We start from the raw sequence: 21,816 nt of genomic DNA, 5'->3' as shown, positions 1-21,816 counted from the left end.
CGCCGCAGCCGAAGCGACGACGACAACGAGGACGTCAGCCGCGCGGCTTCTCCACCATCTCGGTCGTCTCGATCTCGTCGCCGACCTGGATGTCGTTGTACTTGCCGAGTCCGATACCGGCCTCGAAGTCCGTGCGGACCTCGGTGACGTCGTCCTTGAAGCGGCGCAGCGACTCGATCGCCAGGCCGTCGGCGATGACCACGCCGTCGCGGATGACGCGCGCCTTGGCGTTGCGCGTGATCGTGCCCGAGCGGACGATGACACCGGCGATGTTGCCGAACTTCGAGGAGCGGAACACCTCGCGGATCTCCGCGACGCCCGACTGGACCTCTTCGTACTCCGGCTTGAGCAGGCCCTTCAGCGACTGCTCGACATCGTCGATCGCGTTGTAGATGACCGAGTAGAACCGGACGTCCACACCCTCGCGGGCCGCGCGCTCGCGCGCCTTCGTGTCGGGGCGGACGTTGAAGCCGATCACGATCGCGTTGTCGATCGTGGCCAGGTTGATGTCCGACTCGGTGATCGCGCCGACACCGCGGTGGATGATCCGCAGCTGCACGGAGTCGTCCACCTCGATCTTGAGGAGCGACTCCTCGAGCGCCTCGACGGCACCGGAGACGTCACCCTTGATGATGAGGTTGAGCGACTCGACCTTGCCCTCTTCGAGCGCACGGGTGAAGTCCTCGAGCGAGATGCGCTTGCGCGCCTTGGCCAGCTGGGCGTTGCGCTCGGCGGCCTCGCGCTTCTCGGCGATCTGGCGGGCCAGGCGATCCTCTTCCGTCACGATGAACGTGTCGCCGGCGCGCGGGACCGAGTTGAGACCCTGCACCTGGACCGGACGCGAAGGCCATGCCTCTTCGACCGCGTCGCCGTTCTCGTCGACCATGGCGCGAACGCGCCCGTAGGCGGTTCCCGCGACGATCGCGTCGCCGACGCGGAGCGTTCCCGACTGGATGAGGACGGTGGCGACCGAACCGCGGCCCTTGTCGAGCTTCGCTTCGATCGCGACGCCGCGCGCCGCCTTGTTCGGGTTGGCCGTGAGGTCGAGTCCCGCATCCGCGGTCAGCAGGACCGCGTCCAGGAGGTCCTGGATGCCGGTGCCCTGACGCGCCGACACGTCGACGAACATCACGTCGCCGCCGTACTCCTCGGCGACCAGACCGTACTCGGTGAGCTGCTGGCGCACCTTGGCCGGGTTGGCGTCGGGCTTGTCGACCTTGTTCACCGCGACGACGATCGGCACGTCCGCCGCCTGCGCGTGGTTCAGGGCCTCGACCGTCTGCGGCATGATGCCGTCGTCGGCGGCGACCACGAGGATCGCGATGTCGGTGACCTGCGCACCACGGGCACGCATGGCGGTGAACGCCTCGTGACCGGGGGTGTCGATGAAGGTGATGGCGCGCTCGTGGCCCTCGTGCTCGGTCCACACCTGGTAGGCACCGATGTGCTGCGTGATGCCGCCGGCTTCCCCTGCCACGACGTTCGTCTGGCGGATCGCGTCGAGCAGGCGCGTCTTACCGTGGTCGACGTGGCCCATGACGGTGACGACGGGCGGACGGATCTCGAGGTCGTCCTCGCTCTCCGCCTCGAGCTCGGCCTCGAGGTCGAGACCGAAGCCCTCGAGGAGCTCTTTGTCCTCGTCCTCGGGCGAGACCATCTGGATCTTGTAGCCGAGCTCCTCGCCGAGCACCTCGAAGGTGGCCTCGTCGAGCGACTCGGTCGCCGTCGCCATCTCACCGAGGTTGAAGAGGATCGTCACGAGCGTGCCGGGCTGCACGGTGTAGCCCCGCAGGGCCTCGAGCTTGTCGGCGAAGTCGGCGATCGACGCACCGCGGCGCAGGCGAATGATCTCGCCGTTGCCCTTCGTGACGTTGACGCCGCCGACGACCGGGGCATCCCGCATCTCGAACTCTTGGCGCTTCGCCCGACGCGACTTGCGCTGCTTGGACTTGCCGCCGCCCTTGCCGAAGGCACCCGCGGTGCCGCCGCCGGGACCACGGCCACGACCACCGCCGCCACCGGGACGACCGGCGAAGCCGCCGGGCGCACCGGGACCGCCCGCGCCGCCGGGACGCTGGAAGCCGCCGGCACCGCCGGGACGGCCCGCGCCGCCGGGACGCTGCTGGAAGGGAGCGCCGGGACGACCGCCGCCGCCGGGACGACCGGCACCGCCGGGACGCGGGGCGCCGGGGCGGGGTGCACCGGGGCGCGGCGCCTGCGGGCGCGGGATGTTGCCGGGGGTGGGGCGCTGACCCATGCCCTGCGCGGAGGCGAACGGGTTGTTGCCCGGGCGCGGGCCGGCGGGGCGCTGCCCCATGCCCTGCGACGAGGCGAACGGGTTGTTGCCCGGGCGCGGGGTCCCGCCGGGGCGGGGAGCGCCGGGGGTCGCCGAGCCGGAGGCACCCCCACCGGGCGTCGCCGAAGAGGGGGTCGCGCCACCGGGCTTGGGGGCGCCGGGCGTGGCCGTCGACGGCGTGGCCGCGGCGGGCTTGGCCTCAGCGCCCGAGGTCGACTCGGTCGTCGCGCTCGAGGACGACGCGGCGGATGCCGGCGCCTGCGCAGCCGGGGTCGGGGATGCCGAAGCCTGCGCAGCAGGGGTCGGCGCCTGCGGCTTCGCGGGGCCGGGGCGGGCACCGCTCGACGGGCGCGCCGACGGCGTCGGGCTCTTGGCCGCGGCGGGCGCATCGGCCGGCTTCGCCGCACCGTCGGCCTCGAGGGCCGCGCGGAGCTTCCGCGCAACGGGCGGCGCGATCGTGGATGAGGGGCTCTTGACGTATTCGCCGAGCTCCTTCAGCTTCGCGAGGGCGACCTTGCTGTCGACGCCGATCTCGGAAGCGATTTCGTGCACTCGTGGGTTTGCCACAATTCTCCTGTCTGAGGTCTCCCCCGGACAGGGCAGACCGTTAGATGCGGACGGGTCTCATTTCGAGCCGTTCACTTCGTGTCCATAGCCGTTCAGCCTTTTCGCTGGTGGGTTTCTTGAAAGGTCTGCGTCTCGAGCGGACCCGATACACGCAATGCTCGTCCGAATGCGCGCCGCCGCAGGGCGGCTTCCACGCAGTCCGTGGTGTCGTGCACCCACGCGCCCCGCCCCGGCAGGACGGCTTTCTCGTCGGGGACGAGGGAGCCGTCTCGGGCCACGACTCGCAGGAGCGTGGACCGGGGAGCGCGCGCGCGGCATCCCACGCACGTTCGAACGGGTTCCATCCTACCCCGTTACTTGTCTTCCAAGATGCTGTCGGGCTGGATGTCGATCTTCGCGCCCGTCAGCTTTGCGGCCAGGCGGGCGTTCTGGCCCTCCTTGCCGATCGCGAGCGACAGCTGGTAGTCGGGGACGAGCGCGCGGACGGCCTTCGTGTTCGCGTCGAGGATGAAGCTCGACGTCACCTTCGCTGGCGACAGGGCGTTCGCGACGAACTTCGCAAGCTCCGGGTCGTAGTCGACGATGTCGATCTTCTCGCCGCCGAGCTCTTCGGTGACGGCGCGGACGCGGCGGCCCATCTCACCGATGCAGGCCCCCTTCGCGTTGATCGCCGGGTCGTTCGCGGTGACGGCGATCTTGGTGCGGTGGCCGGCTTCGCGGGCGAGCGAGGTGATCTCGACGAGGCCCGAGGCGATCTCGGGGACCTCGAGCGCGAAGAGCTTCCGCACGAGCCCCGGGTGCGTGCGCGAGACGGTGATCTGCGGCCCCTTGAGGCCCTTCGACACCGACGTCACGTAGACGCGCAGGCGCTGACCGTGCGGGTACTCCTCGCCGGGAACCTGCTCTTCGGGCGGGAGGATCGCCTCGACCGTGCCGAGGTCGACGTGGACCATGCGCGGGTTCGGGCCCTGCTGGATGACGCCGGCGACGATGTCGCCCTCCTTGCCGCGGAACTCGCCCAGGATCGCGTCGTCGGCGATGTCGCGCAGGCGCTGGCTGATGACCTGCTTCGCGGCGAAGGCGGCGATGCGGCCGAAGTCCTCGGGTGTCGACTCCTCTTCGCCGATGACGACGTCGTCCTCGTCGAGGAGCGGCACGTACACGGCGACGTGACCGGTCTTGCGGTCGAGTTCGGCGCGCGCGCCCTCGGGAAGCTCGCCGTCGGGAGAGGTGTGCTTGGCATAGGCGGTGAGGATCGCCTGCTCGATGATCCGCACGAGTTCGTCGAAGGGGATCTCCTTCTCGCGCTCGACCGTCCGCAGCAGTCCCAGATCGATGTCCACAGGTGCCTCCCTATTCAGCTCTCGGCGCGGGCATCACCCACCGGGTTCCGTCACCGGGGATTCACTCATCTGGGGGTCGCCCCGCACGCCATCCTGCTGATTTTACCGGATGCCGGCTGAGAGCGCGCCGCGCGGTGCCGCGATGGCGTCGCCCGGGCGCGCCCCGCGATACTGGGCCGATGGAATCGATCAACGAATGGCTGCTGACGTGGGGCGATCACCTCTGGACGTGGGCGGTGCTGCCCGTCGTCGTGGTCCTCGGGGTCTACTTCACCGTGCGTTCGGGGGTCGTCCAGCTGCGCCTGCTTCCGGACATGTTCCGCACCCTCACCGACAAGACGCCGCGCACCGCTGACGGGGAGCCCCAGTCGGTCTCCGCGTTCCAGGCCTTCACGATCTCCGCAGCGTCGCGCGTGGGTGTCGGCAACATCGCCGGAGTCGGCACCGCGATCGCGATCGGGGGACCCGGCGCCGTGTTCTGGATGTGGCTGATGGCATTCATCGGCGGCGCGTCCAGCTTCATCGAGTCCAGCCTCGCGCAGCTGTACAAGGTGCGCGAGAAGGATGCCTTCCGCGGCGGACCGGCCTTCTACATGGAACGAGGACTCGGCGCCCGGTGGATGGGTGTCCTCTTCGCGATCATCCTCATCGTGTGCTTCCCCTTCGCATTCAGCTCTCTCCAGGCCAATACGATCACGGCGACTGTCGCCGGCGGTATGTCCGCCGACGTCGCGACGTGGCTGCCGTGGGTGATCGGACCGATCCTCGCGATCCTGACGGCGCTCGTCGTGTTCGGGGGCGTCCGACGCATCGCGTCCGTGACGCAGTACCTCGTCCCCTTCATGGCGCTCGCCTACCTCCTTCTCGGCCTCGCCGTCGTGGCGCTGCACGTCGACCGGCTGCCCGAGGTGTTCGGGCAGATCTTCGCTCAGGCGTGGGGGCCGAACGAGGTCGTCGGCGCTGCATTCGGCTACATCGTGCTGACGGGTGTCAAGCGCGGGATGTTCTCCAACGAGGCGGGCCTCGGGTCGGCGCCGAACGCCGGCGCGAGCGCGGCCGTCACGCATCCGGTCAAGCAGGGTCTGGTCCAGACGCTCGGCGTCTACTTCGACACGTTCCTCGTGTGCTCCATCACAGCGTTCATCATCCTCGTCTCGGTGCCGGATCTCGCGAACGCCGAGCGCGGCATCGGATTGACGCAGGGCGCGCTGACCTCGACGCTCGGACCCTGGGCGAACATCGCTCTGGCCGTCATCGTGTTCCTTCTGGCGTTCTCGTCGATCCTCGGCAACTACTACTACGGCGAGTCGAACATCGAGTTCATCACCCGCGGCACCGCCGTGCTCACGGGGTATCGCGTGCTCGTCATCGTCGCGGTGCTCGTCGGGTCGGTGGTGACCGCCGATCTCGTCTGGAACTTCGCCGACGGGGTGATGGGACTCATGGCGCTCATCAACCTGATCGCGATCGCGCTCCTGTCCCCCATCGCCATCCGGCTGTTGAAGGACTACACCGCTCAGCGGCGCGCGGGGCGCGATCCCGTCTTCACGCGTGACCGGATGCCGGACGTCACGGGCATCGAGTGCTGGGAGGACGAGCTGACCGTCACCGGTCCTCTCGACATCTCCCTCGAACGGGGCCAGGCTGGAGTCGATCCGATCCACCGTCCGTCCCGCGGAGGCGAATGATGTCCGAACAGACGGATGCCGCGACGCCCTCTGCGCGGTCGCACATCCCGTCGAACCGCGCCGATCCGGGCCTCATCGGCCTGCTGGGCTTCGTCACCGCGACCCTGACCGCCCAGCTCGCGCACCTCGGCGTGCAGAACGAGAGCGCCGTGTTCTGGGTCGGCGCCGCGTTCGGCGGCGTCGTGCAGGTGACGGCCGGCATGCTGTCGTACTTCATCGGCGACGACTTCCACTTCATCGTCTACAACGCGTTCGGCTGGTACTGGATCTGCATGCCGGGGTTCCTCCTGGGTGGCGAGCTCGGCTTCTTCGAAGTCTCGGGCATCGCGAAGCCGCTGTTCATGCTGATCTTCTCGGTCCTGGCGTTCGGCTTCGCGATCGCCGGCGCGACGCACAACACGGTCCTCCCCCTCACGCTCCTGTGCGTCGGGATCGGCCTCGGACTCGAGGCGATCGGGTCCTTCAGCGGGGTCGACGGCTTCGGGATCATCGGCGCGTGGTTCCTCATGGCGGCGTCTGCACTGGCCGCCTACATGCTCATCGAGAAGTTCTACTGGCGGACACTGGGCCGCCACGTCGTCCCGCTCGGTCGCCCGTGGATCGCCGGCGGCGACGACCCCGAGCCGTGACCGCACGTCGCGCCCTCTCGCCATCCCGTCGCGATCCCCGAACGCCTAGAGTTCTCGAGTGAGCAACGCCGCCGAATCCGCCGCCCGCGAGGTGCAGTCGAGCCCTGTGATGACCGGGCTCGCCCGCGGCGGGTACGCCGCCAGCGGCGCCGTGCACGTGCTCACCGGCATCCTCGTGCTGTCGCTCGCATTCGGAGGCTCGGGGACGGCCGACCAGGGCGGTGCACTCCGAGCGATCGCCGGCGCGCCTCTGGGGCTCGCCGCGCTCTGGGTGATCGCGGTCATGCTCGGCGCCCTCGCGCTGTACCAGCTGATCCAGGGTTTCGTCGTGCGCGCGGAGAGCACCGCGAAGCGCTGGGGGCAGCGGATCTCGGCCTGGGGTCAGGCCGTCGTGTACGGCGCGCTCGCCTCGGTCGCCGTCTCGGTGGCGCTCGGCGCCCGCCCCGACGGCGACGACCGCGCCGAGGGCGCGAGCCGCGACGTGCTCGCGCTGCCGGGCGGGTCGATTCTGCTCTGGGTCGTCGGCGCGGGCATCGCGATCGGCGGTATCGTCTTCGTCGTGATGGGCATCATGCGCTCGTTCGAGAAGAAGATGTCCATTCCGTCCGGGCGCCTCGGCACGTTCGTTAAGACCCTCGGTGTCTTCGGCTACATCGCGAAGGGTGTGGCGCTCGCCATCGTCGGGGTGCTGCTGATCGTCGCCGCGACGACGTCGGATGCCGCGCAGGCAGGCGGTCTCGACGCCGCGTTCGGCGCCCTGCGCGAGGTCTTCCTCGGTCCACTCCTCGTCGCGATCGTCGGCGTCGGTTTCATCGCCTATGGCGTCTTCCAGTTCTTCCGCGCGCGCTACGCGCGGCTGTGACGACCCCGGCTCGGTGCGCTCCGGTCAGAGGTTGGCGGACGGCACCGGCGCGGTCTCGGGTTCGCCGGCCGCCGACGGCAGGTCGTTCAGCGCCCGGATGAGCAGGTGCAACGACCCGACCTTGAACTGGTTGAGGGTCATCACGATGCGCGGGAGGTCGAGGCGGTCATCGTCGCGCACCTCGGCCTTCAGCGGCTCCGTCGCCTCGATCCGCCCCTGCGCGAGCAAGGAGCCGAAGCGCGCGTTGAGGTCGTCGATCTCCTCCGCGGTGGGCGCCGCGTGCAGGCGGATCACGAGGCGCCCCTTGACCCACCGGAGCGAGTCGTAGTTCCGGTAGAACCCGGTGATCTCGCTCACCGCGGCATCCACCGAATCGGTCACGAGCACCCGGTCGAAGTCGTCGGGCGAGATGACGCCCCCCGCGATGAGCTGCTCGTCGACGAAGCGCTCGAGGCCCGCCCAGAAGGTGCCGCCGGGGCGGTCGAGGAGGACGATCGGGGTGGGATCGGCCTTGCCGGTCTGCTGAAGCGTCAGAAGCTCGAACATCTCGTCGAGCGTGCCGAAGCCACCGGGCACGCAGATGAAGGCCTGCGACTCCTTCACGAGCATGAGCTTGCGGGTGAAGAAGTACTTCATCGCGACGTTCCGCGAGTTCTTCGCGATGATCGCGTTCGGCTTCTCTTCGAACGGCAGCCGGATGCTGACGCCGAGCGAGTGCTCGGGGCCCGCGCCTTCGGCGGCGGCCTGCATGATCCCGGGACCCGCTCCCGTCACGACCATCCAGCCGCGCTCGGCGAGCTCGTGGGCCGCGGCGGCTGCCGCACGGTACTGCTCGTCGTCGGGGCGCGTGCGCGCCGAGCCGAAGATCGTCGCCTTGGGGATGCCGCGGAACGGCGCGAACAGCGCGAACGCCGCGCGCATCTCGGTGAGGGCGGCAGAGGTGATCTTGAGGTCGAGCCGGTCGGTGTCGTCGAGGCCGAGGCCAACCCCGGTCGCGAGGATGCGGGCGATGAGGTCCTGGTCGGCGTCGATCCCGGCGTCCGCGATCAGCGTGCGGAGGTCGTCGGTGACGGTCTGCGGAATCTGAGTGGAGCTTCCTGCCATGCCCCCAGCCTGGCACGCGTGGGTGAACCGCGGGCGAACCGGGGCGGCTCTGCCGGGACGGGCGTGCCGCGATCGGTCCGTGTCGAGCACCATCGGCCGCGCGGGCGCGGGAGACCTCGGCATCCTGGTCGCGCATGACCGCCGCATCGCCGCGGATACGCTCGCCGCGGACGTTCTGTCAATCCCCTGACGGGGCGGATGCCGTGATGTGAGGCTCGCGGCATGACAGAGATCACCGGAACCGACGCGCTCGAGCGCGTGAAGGAACTCGTCGAGGACATCGACTTCACGATGCTCACGACCCAGGACGACGACGGCCACCTCGTGTCGCGCCCGATGTCGACGCGCCAGATGGACGAGGCGGGCGACATTTGGTTCTTCACCTCGGAGGGTACCGACAAGGTCGACGAGGCGCGCGCGCACCGCGAGGTCGGCCTGTCGTACTGCGACGCGAAGGGCATGCGCTACGTGTCGGTCGGCGGCACCGCGGCGGTCGTGCACGACAAGGCGAAGATGGAGGAGCTCTACTCCCCCTCGCTCGACGTGTGGTTCGAGGACGGACTCGACACCCCGGGCATCGCCCTGCTCAAGGTGACGCCGAAGGTCACCGAGTTCTGGGAGCCCGCGAAGGGCAAGATCGCGATGGCCGCGGGCATGCTGAAGTCGCTCGTCACGAAGGACACCCCCGACGACGACATCATGAACCACGGCAAGATCATCCGCTGACCGGGGAACACTGCCGAGGCCCGCACGGGCCGCGCCCGGTATCGCGTTGCGCCCCGAGCGAGGATACTGGGCAGCGGGGATGTCGGGGGGTGACGATGGCGCGCTTCATGGTGACGGCGATGCCGTTCTCGGGGCATGTCGCGCCCATGGTCGCCGTCGCGGGCGCGCTCGCGCGGCGCGGGCACGACGTCCGGTTCTACACGGGGGCGGCGTTCCGCGTGCAGGTCGAGGCCGTCGGGGCGCGGTTCGTCCCGTGGACGGCGGCGCCGACTTCGACGAGCAGAACCTGCCCGCGACCTTTCCGCGTCTCGTCGGCAAGAAGGGGTTCCGCCAGCTCATGGTGAACATGGAGGACCTCTTCGTCGGCACCGCGCCCGCCCAGCTCGCCGACCTCCGCGCCGAATGGGAGCGGGAGTCCTGGGACGCACTCGTGAGCGACGAGGCATCCCTCGCGCCGAGCGTGGTCGCAGAGGCGATCGGATGCCGGTGGGCGACGGTCGCCGTGCTGCCGCTGCACCTCGTCTCACGGCAGGGGCCTCCGCCGGGGCAGGGGCTCCGGCCGGGGCGCTCGGTTGCGGGCAGGACGCGCGACAGGCTTCTGCGCGCACTCATCCCGGCGCTCTCGGGGACGCTGAACCGAGCCGCGAACCGGGCACGGGTCGAGGTGGGGCTCGCCCCCCATCCGTCGGCTTCGACCGACAGGTCTGGTCGGCGCAGCTGATCCTCGCCTCGGGCGTCCCCGCGCTCGACTTCGATCTGCCCGACAGGCCTGCGCACCTGCACCGGGTGGGCCGGCTCGCGACGCCGGCGGAGGTGCCGCTCCCGCCGTGGTGGGACGAGCTCGACGGGCGCCGTGTGATCGCCGTCACCCAGGGGACCCAGAACGTCGACCCGACCGATCTGCTGCAGCCCGCTCTCGATGCCCTCGCCGACGCCGACGTGATCGTCGCGGCGTCCACCGGGGTGCGGGGCGTCGACACGCTGCCTTTCCCCGTGCCGCCGAACGCCCGGGCCGCGGCGATGCTCCCGTTCGACGCGCTGTTTCCCCGCGTCGACCTCCTCGTCACGAACGGCGGGTGGGGCGGGACCCTGACGGCGCTCTCGCACGGCGTGCCACTGGTCGTCGGCGGCGCGGACCTCGACAAGCCCGAGGTCGCCGGACGGGTCGCGGCGGCCGGTGCCGGCGTCAACCTGCGGACGGGGCGGCCCGCGCCCGCAGCAGTGCGGGAGGCGGTCGGGCGCGTGCGGGCGGACCCCTCTTATCGGGATCGGGCGCGGGAGATCGCGGCGCAGCTCGCGGAGGCCGGCGGGGCGCCGCGCGCGGCGGAACTGCTCGAGGAGTTCGCCGCGGGGGCGCGCTGAGCGCGGGGCAAGGGTCCGGTGCCGGCGGCACCGGACGCGGCGTCAGCGCGAGGCGAGCGTCTGCACGGCATCCGCCGCGGGGACGACCGTGCGCTCACCCGAGCGGCGGTCCCAGAGCTCGACCTCGCCGTCCGCGGCGCCGCGGCCGACGATGACGATCTGCGGAACGCCGATGAGCTCCGCGTCGCCGAACTTCACGCCCGGCGACACCTTGGGGCGGTCATCGAGCAGCACGTCGAGCCCGGCATCCTCGAGCGACGCGGCGACCTGCTCGGCGAGATCGAACGCCGCGGCATCCCGCCCCGTGGCGACGACCTGCACGTCGAACGGCGCGACGGATGCCGGCCACACGAGGCCCTTCTCGTCGTTGTTGAGCTCCGCGAGGATCGCGAGGATGCGCGTCACGCCGATGCCGTACGAGCCCATCGTGACGGTGACGAGCTTGCCGTTCTCGTCGAGAACCTTGAGACCGAGGGTCTCGGCGAAGAAGCGGCCCAGCTGGAAGACGTGGCCGATCTCCATGCCGCGGGCGAGCTCCACCGGTCCCGAGCCGTCGGGGGCAGGGTCGCCCGCGACGACGTTCGCGACCTCGACCACGCCGTCGGCGAAGAAGTCGCGCCCGGCGACGACCGAGTGCGCGTGCTTCTGGTCGAGGTTCGCGCCGGTGATCCACGCAGAGCCCTCTCCGACGCGGGGGTCCACGAGGTAGCGGATGCCGGTCGCCGACTCCTCGCCGAGCACGGCGCCCGCCGGCGACCACGGGCCGATGTAGCCCTTGACCAGCAGGGGGTTCCGCTCGAAGTCCTCCGCCGTCGCGGCCTCGACGGCGGCGGGCGCGAAAGCGACCTCGGCGCGCTTGTCGTCGACCTCGCGGTCGCCGGGAAGTCCCACGACGACGAGCTCACGCTCACCGTCGAGGTGCGTCAGGGCGAGCACGACGTTCTTGAGGGTGTCGGAGGCGGTGTAGGGCCGCCCGTCGGCGCGCGGCTCGAGTACGGCGTTGGCGTGCGCGACGAGCGTCTCGATCGTGGGCGTGTTCGGCGAGTCGAAGACGACGGGCGCCTCGCCCTCGTCGAAGGGCACCGGATCGGGCACGGCCGTCGTGAACGCCTCGACGTTCGCCGCGTAGCCGCCCGCCGAGCGGACGAAGGTGTCCTCGCCGACGGCGGTGGGGTGCAGGAACTCCTCCGACCGCGCGCCCCCCATGAGGCCGTTGTCGGCGGCGACGATGACGTACTCGAGACCCAGGCGCTGGAAGATCCGCTCGTACGCGTCGCGCTGGCTCATGTACGAGGCATCCTGCCCCTCATCCGTGTAGTCGAACGAGTAGGCGTCCTTCATCGTGAACTCGCGGCCACGCAGGAGTCCGGCGCGGGGACGCGCCTCGTCCCGGTACTTGTCCTGGATCTGGTAGATCGTCAGCGGCAGGTCCTTGTACGACGAGTACAGGTCCTTCACGAGGAGCGTGAACATCTCCTCGTGGGTCGGAGCGAGGAGGTAGTCGGCGCCCTTCCGGTCCTGCAGGCGGAAGATGCCGTCGCCGTAGGAGGTCCACCGGCCCGACTGCTCGTACGGGTCGCGGGGCAGGAGCGCCGGGAAGTGCACCTCGAAGGCGCCCGCCGCCGCCATCTCCTCGCGGATGATGCCCTCGATCTTCGCCTTGACCTTCAAGCCCAACGGCAGCCACGTGAACACGCCCGGGGCGGCGCGTCGGATGTAGCCGGCGCGCACGAGCAGCTTGTGGCTCGTGACCTCGGCATCCGAGGGGTCCTCGCGGAGCGTGCGGACGAAGTAGTTGGAAAGACGGGTGACCACGAGCGTCAAGCTTAGCCGCGTGGTTCCTGCGTCATTCCGCGCGATCGGGAGTTCGGTCGTGGGATCCGCGAGATCACCGTCGTCCCCGCCGCAAAAGCAGGGCCGATTGTGCACGCCCCGCTCTCACGGGGGCCGCAGGCCGCGATCGAGCCTGCTTTCGCAGCGCCGCCCGTTCCGATTTCCGGCGGAACCCGCGCCAGACGGGACCGCGTCGACCCCATCGGTTTCGGGGGGATCTTCTTCGAAGGTTTACGGATGAGGCTGCGTGACGGCTCGGCACCGAACGTGGCCACACGCATAGGCTGACGTGCGTGACGCATCGCCGCTCCCGCATCGTTCCGACAGAGGCCCGCGGCGCGCTCGCCGGCTCCCTCGCGCAGCTCCGCCGCGACCTCGACGTGCCGGACTCGTATCCCGCCGACGCGCAGGCGGAGGCCGATCGCGCAGCCCGCGACGTCCCCGTCGATCCGGATGCCGCGGGAGTGCCCGACCTCCGCGGCATCCCGTTCCTCACGATCGATCCGGCGGGGTCTACCGACCTCGATCAGGCGCTGCACCTCGAGCGGACCCCCGACGGCGCGATCCTGCACTACGCGATCGCGGACGTCCCGGCATACGTCGCGCCGGAGGGCCCGCTGGATGCCGAAACACGCCGCCGTGGCCAGACGCTCTACGCGCCGGACGGACGCATCCCCCTGCACCCGCCCGTGCTGAGCGAGGATGCCGCCTCCCTCCTGCCCTGCCGGGACCGGCGCGCGTACGTCTGGCGTTTCGTGCTCGACGAGGGCGCGAACCCGACCGAGACGACCCTCACGCGCGGCGTCGTGCGCTCTCGCCGGCAGTGGTCCTACGACGACGCACAGCGGGCGATCGACGCCGGTTACGCGCCGCCCACGCTCGCCGCACTGCCGTGGTTCGGGGCCGCCCGTGGCGAGCGCGAACGAGAACGCGGTGGAGCGAGCCTCAACGTCCCCGAGGTGCGCATCGAGCCGGACGGCGACGGCTACCGGCTCGAGCGCAGCTACGGCGTGCCGCTCGAGGACTGGAACGCGCAGGTCTCGCTCCTGACCGGAATGGCGGCGGCCGAGATCATGGTGCGCGGGCGCGTCGGCATCCTTCGCACGATGCCGCCCGCCGCGCCGGAGGACATCGAAGAGTTCCGCGCGCAGACCATCGCCCTGGGGATGCCGTGGAGTCCCGACGTCGCGTACGGCGACTACCTGCGCGGCCTCGACCGCTCCCCCGCGGCCCTCGCCGTGCGCGAGTACGCCGCGGGGCTGTTCCGCGGCGCGGGCTATGTCGCCTTCGACGGCACCGTGCCCGCCGACACCCTGCACTCCGCCATCGGCGCCGCGTACGCGCACACGACGGCGCCGCTGCGTCGCCTCGTCGACCGGTGGGCGCTCGTCGTCTGCGACGCCCTCGCAAACGGACGGGAGGTTCCCGACTGGGCTCGCAGCTCCCTCGGAGAGCTTCCGACGCTCATGGCGCGGAGCACGCAGAAGGCCTCGCAGCTGGATGCCGCATCGCTCGATCGCGTCGAGGCCGCCGTCCTCCACGGGCGCGAGGGCGAGGTGTTCGACGGCGTCGTCCTGAGCGTCAAGGGCGACGGCGCGCGCGTGCAGGTGACCGATCCGCCCGTCGAGGCGAAGGTCGCGGGCCTCGACGTCGAACCCGGCACAACGGTGCGGCTGCGCCTGGTCTCGGCATCCATCGCGGACGGCACCCTGGTGTTCGCGCGGGCGTGACCGGCGCGTGCACAGGTCACGTCAGGTCACGGAGACAGGCGATCTCACGGGGGAAGGAGATCGCGAAGGCAGGAGATCTCACCGAGGCAGGACGGAATCAACGGCATTCAGCCTGTGTCCGTGACATCTCCTGTCTCCGTGACGGCGTGACGGCGTGACGGCCCGCCCCTGCCTCAGCGCCGCCGCCCGACGTGCAGCACGCCGCGGACGAGCAGCCCCGCGAGGAGCGCCCAGAACGCCGCGCCGATGCCCAGGACGGAGACACCGGATGCCGCGACGACGAACGTGACGACGGCGGGAAGCCGCTCCCCCGGGTCGTCGATCGCCTGCTGGATCGCCGCGGCGAGCGTCGCGAGCAGCGCGAGCCCTGCGACCGCGGGGATCACGGCGGTCGGGGCGACGACGACGAGCGCGACGAGCGCCGCCGAGAACGCGCCCAGCACGATCGCCGAGACTCCCGTCGACACGCCCGCGACCCACCGGCGGCGCGGATCGGGGTCAGCATCGGGGCCGGCGGCGAGCGCGGCGCTGATGGCGGCGAGGTTGATCGCATGGCCACCCGCCGGCGCGCCGAGCGCGGTGCCGATGCCCGTCACGAGCATCGCGGGGCGCCAGGGCACCTCGTAGCCGAAGCTGCGCATCACCGCGACGCCGGGGACGTTCTGCGAGGCCATCGTGACGATGAACAGGGGCAGCGCGACCCCGACCGCAGCGCCCGGAGTGAACGTCGGCGCCGTGAACTCCAGGCGCGGAACGAGGAGGGCGGGGTCGATCGCCGCTGCGGTCACGCCGACATGGATGCCGACGACGATCGCCGCCGCGACGAACGCGAGCGGCACCGCCCACCGGGGCGCGAGGCGAAGGAACACGAGCCACACGAGGACGACCGGAACGACGCCCCACGGGTTCGCGACGAGACCGGTGACCGGGGCGAGGCACAGCGGCAGCAGGACGCCGGCGAGCATCGCCTGCGCGATCGACGGCGGGATGCGTGCGATGAGGCGACCGAGGTGCGGCCACAGCCCCGTCAGCACGATCAGCCCACCGGTGAGGAGGAAGGCGCCGACCGCCGCGGGCCATCCGCCCTCGACCGTGGCGGTCGCGGCGAGCACGGCGGCGCCGGGCGTCGACCAGGCACTCGAGATCGGCATGCGGTAGCGCACCGACAGCACGATCGAGGCGAGGCCCATCGTGAGGCAGAGGACCAGGAGCCCGCTCGCGGCCTGCGCGGCGCTCGCGCCGACGGCATCCAGTCCGGTGAGGACGACGGCGAACGACGACGTCACGCCGACGAGGGCCGTGATGACACCGGCGACGATCGGGCGCGACAGGGGCACCGATTCCGTGGGCGCGGCGGGGGTGGGCGAGGACGCGGTCATAGGATGCCGACGCTAGCGGATCGAGCGCGTCACTCGACCACTCCGATCCCGTTCGCGTGGGGTGCCGGCGTTAGGGTGGGGTGCCGCCGTTCGCGTGGAGTGCCGCCGTTCGCGTGGAGTGCCCCCGCTCGCGTGGAATGTCTCGGTGCGGTGCACCTCACCGACGCAGGAGATCTCGGGCCGACAGGACCGACTCCGCCTTCCGCATCCTGCCTCGGCGACATCTCCGTCGTCCGTGATCCGCCGACGGGCACCTTCTGGCGCATGTCCGAGGGGCGTCGTAGCGTCGGCATCATCCACAGCGATCGGAAGGCGGAAGCCATGGCAACTCTCGGAAACATCACGTTCTACGCCGACGACCCGCGCGCGCTCTCGCACTTCTGGAGCGGGGTGTTCGGGTACCCCGCGCTCGATTGGGAGGAGCCGTTGCGCGGCGAGCTGCTCGACGCGGGACTCACCGCCGACGATCTCGCCCACCGCGGTCTCGCCGAGGACCCGAACGGACAGGGCCCGCGGCTGCTCTTCCTGCACGCCGACGGCGCGAAGACCGGTCGCAACCGCCTGCACCTCGACGTCACGACACCGCGCGTCGAGGGGCAGGACCCGCGCGCCGCCGTCGACGCCGAGAAGGATCGCCTCGTCGCGCTCGGGGCGAGCGTCGTCCGGCTGATCGACCAGTCCTGGGGGCCGTGGCCGGAGTACTACTTCCAGATGCAGGATCCCGAGGGCAACGAGTTCTGCCTCCAGTGAGCGGCAGCGGCGCAGACCGCGCCGGAGGAACCGTCAGGCGGTCACGACCTGCGCCGTGCCCACCTGGGCGTCGGGGCCCATCTCGTCGGCGATGCGGCGCGCCTCCTCGATGAGGGTCGCGACGATCTCCGACTCGGGGACGGTCTTGATGACCTCGCCCTTCACGAAGATCTGGCCCTTGCCGTTGCCCGAGGCCACGCCGAGGTCGGCCTCGCGCGCCTCACCGGGGCCGTTGACGACGCAGCCCATGACGGCGACGCGGAGGGGAACCGTCACATCCTTGAGGCCCTCGGTCACGTCCTCGGCGAGAGTGTAGACGTCGACCTGCGCGCGCCCGCACGAGGGGCACGAGACGATCTCGAGCTTGCGCTCGCGCAGGTTCAGCGACTGCAGGATCTGGTGGCCGACCTTGACCTCCTCGGCGGGAGGAGCCGACAGCGAGACGCGGATCGTGTCGCCGATGCCCTCAGCGAGGAGGATGCCGAAGGCGGTCGCGCTCTTGATCGTGCCCTGGAATGCGGGCCCGGCCTCGGTGACCCCGAGGTGGAGCGGCCAGTCGCCGCGCTCGGCGAGCATGCGATACGCCTTGACCATGACGATCGGGTCGTTGTGCTTGACGGAGATCTTGAAGTCGTGGAAGTCGTGCTCTTCGAAGAGGGATGCCTCCCACACGGCGCTCTCGACGAGGGCCTCCGGCGTCGCCTTGCCGTACTTCTGGAGCAGGCGCTTGTCGAGCGACCCGGCGTTCACGCCGATGCGCAGCGACACCCCGGCATCCTTCGCGGCCTTCGCGATCGCCCCGACGTTGCCGTCGAACTCGCGGATGTTGCCCGGGTTCACGCGGACGGCGCCGCACCCGGCGTCGATCGCCTGGTAGATGTACTTCGGCTGGAAGTGGATGTCGGCGATGACCGGGATCTGGCTCTTCTTCGCGATGATGTGCAGGACGTCGGCGTCTTCGGGCCGCGGCACCGCCACGCGGACGATCTCACAGCCGGATGCCGTGAGCTCGGCGATCTGCTGCAGGGTCGCGTTGATGTTGTGCGTCGGCGTCGTGGTCATCGACTGGACGCTGACCGGGGCGTCGCCGCCGACGAGCACCTTCCCGACCTTGATCTGGCGGGTCTTGCGACGGGGGGCGAGGACTTCCGGCACGCGGGGCATCCCGAGATTCACTGCTGGCACGGCTTCAGCCTACGCCGCGCGGCTGGGGCCGGGCTGAAACGGCCGTCTGAACGCAGGCGTCCGACCTCCCCCGCCTTCTGCTATCGTGACCGCATGTTCGCGCGCGACTCCTGGTGGCACACCCGCTGAGGCGGTGTGCTGCGCGAGCGACTGACGAGACCGCCCCTCCCACCCGACGGGCGGTCTTTGCGTACTCACGACAAGGCGGCCCCGTTCCACAGAAAGGCCCGGCATGACCGACGCCCAGTCCGCCCACCCAGCACAGTCCGCCCAGCCAGCACAGTCCGCCCCTCTCCTTCCTCTCACCGAGGCGATCGCGTCCGGCCGCCCCTTCGCCCTCCTGGCGCGCGACGGTGCGACCGTCGAGGTGCTGACCGGCGACGTCGTCGACGTCGAGCTCCTCGCGGATATCCCACTGACGGATGCCGACGGCGCCCCCCGCGAGGTGCTCGCCCTCGTCCCCTATCGCCAGGTCGTCGAGCGCGGCTTCGCGTGCCACGACGATGCGGCGCCGCTGCGCTGCCTCGTCGTCGACGCGCACCACGCGGTGCCCCTCGCCGACGCGATCGCCGCGCTGCCGAACGCGACGGTGCCGCTCGCGGATGCGGGCTTCGACCTCAGCGACGAGGAGTATGCCGACATCGTGCGCACCGTCATCGCCGAGGAGATCGGCCGGGGCGAGGGCGCGAACTTCGTGATCCGGCGCGACTTCACGGCATCCGTCAACACCGACCCGCTGACGGCGGGCCTCACGTGGTTCCGGGCGCTGCTCGAGCACGAGCGCGGGGCGTACTGGACGTTCCTCGTCTCGACCCCGGGCCACCTCGCCGTCGGCGCGAGCCCGGAGGCGCACGTGTCCGCACGTGACGGTGTCGTCACGATGAACCCGATCTCGGGGACGTTCCGTCATCCCGCGGGCGGCGCGACCGCCGAGGCGCTGACGGAGTTCCTCGCGTCGACGAAGGAGACCGAGGAGCTCTTCATGGTCGTCGACGAGGAGCTGAAGATGATGTCGGCGGTGTGCTCCGACGGAGGCCGCATCACGGGTCCGCACCTCAAGGAGATGTCGCGCCTCACCCACACGGAGTACATGCTCCGCGGGCAGAGCACGATGGACCCGCGCGACATCCTTCGCGAGACGATGTTCGCGCCGACGGTGACCGGCTCGCCCATGCAGAACGCGTGCACCGTGATCAAGCGCCACGAGAAGGCTCCCCGCGGGTACTACTCGGGCGTCGCGGCGCTGTTCACCCCGGCGCCCGCCGATGCGGGCGGGGTGCCGGATGCCGCGGGCCACGATCTCGACGCGCCGATCCTCATCCGCACCGCCTACCTCGTGGACGGGACCTTGCGCGTTCCGGTCGGGGCGACGCTCGTGCGCCACTCCGACCCCGACGGCGAGGTCGGTGAGACCCACGGCAAGGCCGCCGGTGTGCTGGGCGCGATCGGCGCGATCCCGCGCGATGAGGCGGCCGAGCGTGCCGCGCTCGACGAGGACGCCCCCGCCGCCGCGCCGCGCACCGCGCTCGCCGACGACCCCGAGATCGCGGCGCTGCTGGAGGCGCGGAACGAGCGCCTCGCCCCGTTCTGGATGAACCCGCAGGCCCCGGCGGTGCCCACGGCCACCGCGCCCGCCGCCCCCGCAGGCCCCGGTGCCGGACGCACGGCCATCGTGGTGGATGCCGAAGACCGCTTCACGACGATGCTCGCCCACCAGCTGCGCCACCTCGGGTTCGCCACCACCATCGTGCCGTGGTCCGAGGCCTCACCGTCGGCGCTCGATGTCGCCGACGTCGTGGTCGCGGGCCCCGGACCGGGCGACCCCCGCGACGATCGGAGCCCGCGCATCGCGCGCATGCGCGAGGTGGTGGCCGCTCGGCTCTCGTCCGGCCGCCCGCTCCTTGCCGTGTGCCTCAGCCATCAGGTGCTCGCCGACACGCTCGGCCTCGACCTCGTGCCGCTCGCGAGCCCGCACCAGGGACTGCAGAAGAACGTCGAGGTGTTCGGGCAGACGGCATCCATCGGGTTCTACAACACCTTCACGGCGCGCGTCGCACCCGGGACCGCGGCCCTCGGTGAGACCGAGATCGCGGCCGACCCGGCATCCGGGGACGTCTACGCGCTTCGGGGCCCCGGCTACGCGTCCGTGCAGGGCCACCTCGAGTCGATCCTGTCGCGCGACGGCCTCGAGACCCTCGACCGCCTCCTGACCCACGCGCTGGCTCCCGCCCTGACCTGAGCGGGCCCCGACGCGCCGGCTCCCGAGACGGGTCAGCCGCCGAGGAGCTGCACGGGGTTGAAGAGGTCGGCCGCGACCAACACGACCGTCATGACGGCGAGCGCGATCACGACGACGAACGTCACCGGCACGAGCCGCGTCGCGTCCACCGGCTTCGGGGGCGGGCGGTGCCACAGCTTCGCCCAGAAGCGGCGGATGCCGTCCCACAGCGCGATCAGGATGTGCCCGCCGTCGAGGGGCAGCAGCGGGATCAGGTTGAACACGAACAGCGCGATGTTGAGCGCGCCGAGGATCGTGAGCAGGCCCGACACCCGGTTGAGGATCGGCGTGTCGGTCGCCGCGACGTCGCCGGCCAGGCGCCCCGCGCCGACGACCGAGAGCGGGCTGTTCGGGTCGCGTTCCTGCCCCGTGACGAGATCGACGGCGGTGTCGTAGACGCGCACCGGCAGCTGCCAGATGATCCCGGCGACCTGCTGGGTCTGGGTGACCGCCGCCTTCGGGCCCTCCCAGATCGGCTGGCGCTCGTACTCGACGGTCGCGGTCATCCCCACGAAGCCGACCTCGGCCGTCGTCGCGGTCCCGTCCTCGCCCGCCACCTGCCGGGTCGCGAGCATCGGCGTGACCTGCAGGCTCTGACGCTGCCCGTCGCGCTCGACGACGATCGGGATCGTCGTCTCCGGCTTGTCCTGGATGATGGCGGATGCCTCGGCGAACGTGTCGACGTCGGTGCCGTCGACCGAGACGATGACGTCTCCGGGGAGGATGCCGGCGGCCGCCGCAGGCGACGCCGGGTCGCTCGATGTGCAGGTGGTCTGGCTGGTGCCGGCGGGAAGGACGCACTCGCTCACGGCAGCGATCGTCGTCGTCGCGGTCTGCGCGCCGATGCCGCTCACGACGATCGTGAAGAGCACGACGGCCAGGAGGAAGTTCATCACCGGCCCGCCCAGCATGATGATGATGCGCTTCCAGACCGGCAGCTCGTAGAAGTAGAGCCCGCGCGAGCCGCTGCCGGCGGCGAGGGTCTCGTCGTTCGCGGTGCGGGCATCCTGCACCATCGTGGCGAAGAACCCGCCTCCGGCCTTGCCCGCGGCTCCCGACGCGGTCGCGTCTGAGGGCGGATACATCCCCGCCATCGAGATGTAGCCGCCGAGCGGCAGCGCCTTGACGCCGTACTCCGTCTCGCCGATGCGCCGCGACCACAGCGTCGGACCGAACCCGATCATGTACTGGCCGACGCGGACGCCGAACTTCTTCGCCGGCACGAGGTGACCGATCTCGTGCAGCGCGATCGACACCGCGAGCCCGACGACGAGCAGCGCGACCCCGATGATGAAGGCGATGACGGTCACGACCGAAGAGGCTAGCGCGACCCGCTTTGAGTTTGCCGAGCCGCCACCCGACCCGACGCCGCGTGGGCCCCGTCGTGAGCGCGGTGGTCGGCCCGTGCATCACTCCACCTGAAGGCCGGTTAGGCTCCTGTCTGTGCCCGACGTGAGCGAACGCCCGACGCTGCGGCGCCTGCGCGCGCTGCGCGGCACCGTCGCGGCCGCCGTCGCCGTGCTGTTCGCCTCGACTGCGCACACGCTCTCCGGCGGGCACGCACCGCCGGCCTGGCTCGTCGTGGCGATCGTCGTCCTCGCGGCCCCGCTGTGCGTCGGCCTCATCGGTCGGCGCCGCACCCTGCCGCGGCTCGCCGCCACGATCGGCGCCGCCCAGCTCGCCCTGCACGGCGCCTTCGCCGTGATCGGCGATGCCGCCCCGGCCGGCGGCCTCGGCCACGCCGCGCACCACCACACCCCGCTCGCTCTGGATGCCTCGACGTTCGCCGATCCCGCCGCCGCGACCATGACCGTGGGCCACGCGATCGCCGCGCTCGCGACCCTCGTCGTGCTCGCGTGGGGTGAGCACCTGATGGTCGCCATCGCCCGCGGCATCCGCCGCCTGCTGCGCCTGCCGGTCGCGCCCATGCTGCCGTCCCCGCATGCGCCGCTGCCGTCTGCCCCGGCCACCGCTCCGCACGCGGCCGCCGTCTTCCTCGACTGTCTGAGCCGAAGGGGTCCGCCGACGCGCCCCGCGTCCGCCCTCACCGCCTGATCCGTTCGTCCGAGCGCAGGCGTCCCTTC

At 71.1% G+C, this 21,816-nt stretch carries 18 protein-coding genes; 10 read left to right on the top strand and 8 right to left on the bottom strand.

The window, feature by feature from the left end:
• Window positions 1-34: 34 nt before the first annotated feature.
• The 3 genes from infB to nusA form a co-directional block, all read right to left on the bottom strand.
• Window positions 35-2,863, bottom strand: a complete 2,829-nt coding sequence (infB, locus tag ACRVYW_RS05765; protein WP_431802572.1) for a translation initiation factor IF-2 — start codon at window positions 2,861-2,863, stop codon at window positions 35-37.
• A 92-nt stretch (window positions 2,864-2,955) separates the two neighbouring features.
• Window positions 2,956-3,207 (bottom strand): YlxR family protein, encoded by a 252-nt coding sequence (locus tag ACRVYW_RS05760; RefSeq protein ID WP_431802570.1) that lies wholly within the window; start codon window positions 3,205-3,207, stop codon window positions 2,956-2,958.
• Window positions 3,208-3,216: 9 nt separating this feature from the next.
• Window positions 3,217-4,206 carry a transcription termination factor NusA gene (gene nusA / locus ACRVYW_RS05755; RefSeq protein ID WP_431802568.1) on the bottom strand — a complete coding sequence of 330 codons (990 nt, stop codon included), beginning with the start codon at window positions 4,204-4,206 and terminating at the stop codon, window positions 3,217-3,219.
• Window positions 4,207-4,385: 179 nt separating this feature from the next.
• Between nusA and ACRVYW_RS05750 the strand changes: the two genes are divergently transcribed.
• Genes ACRVYW_RS05750 through ACRVYW_RS05740 form a run of 3 tightly spaced genes read left to right on the top strand, consistent with a single transcriptional unit; the run spans window position 4,386 to window position 7,385 of the window.
• A complete protein-coding gene (locus ACRVYW_RS05750; RefSeq protein WP_431802567.1) occupies window positions 4,386-5,894 on the top strand; it encodes an alanine/glycine:cation symporter family protein in 1,509 nt (502 codons plus the stop codon).
• Entirely contained in the window at window positions 5,894-6,523 is a 630-nt protein-coding gene (locus ACRVYW_RS05745) for an acetate uptake transporter family protein (protein WP_431802565.1), read from the top strand. Before ACRVYW_RS05750 ends, ACRVYW_RS05745 begins: the two co-directional genes overlap by 1 nt.
• Before the next feature lie 58 nt (window positions 6,524-6,581).
• The gene (locus tag ACRVYW_RS05740; protein WP_431802563.1) at window positions 6,582-7,385 is read left to right on the top strand and encodes a DUF1206 domain-containing protein; all 804 of its coding nucleotides are present in this window, start codon (window positions 6,582-6,584) and stop codon (window positions 7,383-7,385) included.
• 24 nt (window positions 7,386-7,409) lie between these two features.
• On the opposite strand, the gene ACRVYW_RS05735 is transcribed toward ACRVYW_RS05740, so the two are convergent.
• Entirely contained in the window at window positions 7,410-8,489 is a 1,080-nt protein-coding gene (locus ACRVYW_RS05735) for a TIGR00730 family Rossman fold protein (RefSeq protein ID WP_431802561.1), read from the bottom strand.
• A 222-nt stretch (window positions 8,490-8,711) separates the two neighbouring features.
• Here ACRVYW_RS05735 and ACRVYW_RS05730 point away from each other — a divergent pair, with 222 nt between their 5' ends.
• The 3 genes from ACRVYW_RS05730 (at window position 8,712) to ACRVYW_RS05720 (ending at window position 10,577) form a co-directional block, all read left to right on the top strand.
• A complete protein-coding gene (locus ACRVYW_RS05730) occupies window positions 8,712-9,215 on the top strand; it encodes a pyridoxamine 5'-phosphate oxidase family protein (protein ID WP_431802559.1) in 504 nt (167 codons plus the stop codon).
• Between the two features lie 253 nt (window positions 9,216-9,468).
• Window positions 9,469-9,936 (top strand): hypothetical protein, encoded by a 468-nt coding sequence (locus ACRVYW_RS05725; protein WP_431802558.1) that lies wholly within the window; start codon window positions 9,469-9,471, stop codon window positions 9,934-9,936.
• A 65-nt stretch (window positions 9,937-10,001) separates the two neighbouring features.
• Window positions 10,002-10,577 (top strand): glycosyltransferase, encoded by a 576-nt coding sequence (locus ACRVYW_RS05720; RefSeq protein WP_431802556.1) that lies wholly within the window; start codon window positions 10,002-10,004, stop codon window positions 10,575-10,577.
• A gap of 42 nt (window positions 10,578-10,619) precedes the next feature.
• On the opposite strand, the gene ACRVYW_RS05715 is transcribed toward ACRVYW_RS05720, so the two are convergent.
• Entirely contained in the window at window positions 10,620-12,392 is a 1,773-nt protein-coding gene (locus ACRVYW_RS05715) for a proline--tRNA ligase (RefSeq protein ID WP_431802554.1), read from the bottom strand.
• Between the two features lie 311 nt (window positions 12,393-12,703).
• On the opposite strand from ACRVYW_RS05715, the gene ACRVYW_RS05710 reads away from it, so the two are divergent.
• Window positions 12,704-14,140 carry an RNB domain-containing ribonuclease gene (locus ACRVYW_RS05710; RefSeq protein ID WP_431802552.1) on the top strand — a complete coding sequence of 479 codons (1,437 nt, stop codon included), beginning with the start codon at window positions 12,704-12,706 and terminating at the stop codon, window positions 14,138-14,140.
• Between the two features lie 173 nt (window positions 14,141-14,313).
• Here the strand turns inward: ACRVYW_RS05710 and ACRVYW_RS05705 are convergent, their stop codons facing one another.
• The gene (locus ACRVYW_RS05705; RefSeq protein WP_431802550.1) at window positions 14,314-15,519 is read right to left on the bottom strand and encodes a benzoate/H(+) symporter BenE family transporter; all 1,206 of its coding nucleotides are present in this window, start codon (window positions 15,517-15,519) and stop codon (window positions 14,314-14,316) included.
• Between the two features lie 321 nt (window positions 15,520-15,840).
• On the opposite strand from ACRVYW_RS05705, the gene ACRVYW_RS05700 reads away from it, so the two are divergent.
• Window positions 15,841-16,269 carry a VOC family protein gene (locus ACRVYW_RS05700; protein ID WP_431802548.1) on the top strand — a complete coding sequence of 143 codons (429 nt, stop codon included), beginning with the start codon at window positions 15,841-15,843 and terminating at the stop codon, window positions 16,267-16,269.
• A gap of 33 nt (window positions 16,270-16,302) precedes the next feature.
• On the opposite strand, the gene ispG is transcribed toward ACRVYW_RS05700, so the two are convergent.
• The gene (gene ispG, locus ACRVYW_RS05695; RefSeq protein WP_431802546.1) at window positions 16,303-17,454 is read right to left on the bottom strand and encodes a flavodoxin-dependent (E)-4-hydroxy-3-methylbut-2-enyl-diphosphate synthase; all 1,152 of its coding nucleotides are present in this window, start codon (window positions 17,452-17,454) and stop codon (window positions 16,303-16,305) included.
• A 232-nt stretch (window positions 17,455-17,686) separates the two neighbouring features.
• On the opposite strand from ispG, the gene ACRVYW_RS05690 reads away from it, so the two are divergent.
• Window positions 17,687-19,693 (top strand): anthranilate synthase family protein, encoded by a 2,007-nt coding sequence (locus ACRVYW_RS05690; protein WP_431802544.1) that lies wholly within the window; start codon window positions 17,687-17,689, stop codon window positions 19,691-19,693.
• 32 nt (window positions 19,694-19,725) lie between these two features.
• On the opposite strand, the gene ACRVYW_RS05685 is transcribed toward ACRVYW_RS05690, so the two are convergent.
• Window positions 19,726-21,042 (bottom strand): M50 family metallopeptidase, encoded by a 1,317-nt coding sequence (locus tag ACRVYW_RS05685; protein ID WP_431802542.1) that lies wholly within the window; start codon window positions 21,040-21,042, stop codon window positions 19,726-19,728.
• A 133-nt stretch (window positions 21,043-21,175) separates the two neighbouring features.
• On the opposite strand from ACRVYW_RS05685, the gene ACRVYW_RS05680 reads away from it, so the two are divergent.
• Complete coding sequence (locus ACRVYW_RS05680) at window positions 21,176-21,787, top strand: hypothetical protein (RefSeq protein WP_431802540.1); 612 nt, start codon at window positions 21,176-21,178, stop codon at window positions 21,785-21,787.
• The last annotated feature ends 29 nt before the right edge of the window (window positions 21,788-21,816 follow it).

Origin of the sequence: Microbacterium sp. bgisy203 (assembly GCF_965345155.1) — a bacterium.
In the GTDB taxonomy this organism is placed as follows: domain Bacteria; phylum Actinomycetota; class Actinomycetes; order Actinomycetales; family Microbacteriaceae; genus Microbacterium.
Note: the sequence above shows the minus strand (reverse complement) of the source record. Positions and strands in the feature narration are given on the sequence as shown.

Bases quoted from the DNA above. Each gene is read 5' to 3' on its own strand.
- ACRVYW_RS05690 (WP_431802544.1), top strand. From the start codon at position 17,687: ATGACCGACGCCCAGTCCGCCCACCCAGCACAGTCCGCCCAGCCAGCA.
- ACRVYW_RS05705 (WP_431802550.1), bottom strand. From the start codon at position 15,519: ATGACCGCGTCCTCGCCCACCCCCGCCGCGCCCACGGAATCGGTGCCC.
- ACRVYW_RS05745 (WP_431802565.1), top strand. From the start codon at position 5,894: ATGTCCGAACAGACGGATGCCGCGACGCCCTCTGCGCGGTCGCACATC.
- ACRVYW_RS05760 (WP_431802570.1), bottom strand. From the start codon at position 3,207: ATGGAACCCGTTCGAACGTGCGTGGGATGCCGCGCGCGCGCTCCCCGG.
- ACRVYW_RS05735 (WP_431802561.1), bottom strand. From the start codon at position 8,489: ATGGCAGGAAGCTCCACTCAGATTCCGCAGACCGTCACCGACGACCTC.
- ACRVYW_RS05730 (WP_431802559.1), top strand. From the start codon at position 8,712: ATGACAGAGATCACCGGAACCGACGCGCTCGAGCGCGTGAAGGAACTC.
- ACRVYW_RS05700 (WP_431802548.1), top strand. From the start codon at position 15,841: ATGGCAACTCTCGGAAACATCACGTTCTACGCCGACGACCCGCGCGCG.
- ACRVYW_RS05750 (WP_431802567.1), top strand. From the start codon at position 4,386: ATGGAATCGATCAACGAATGGCTGCTGACGTGGGGCGATCACCTCTGG.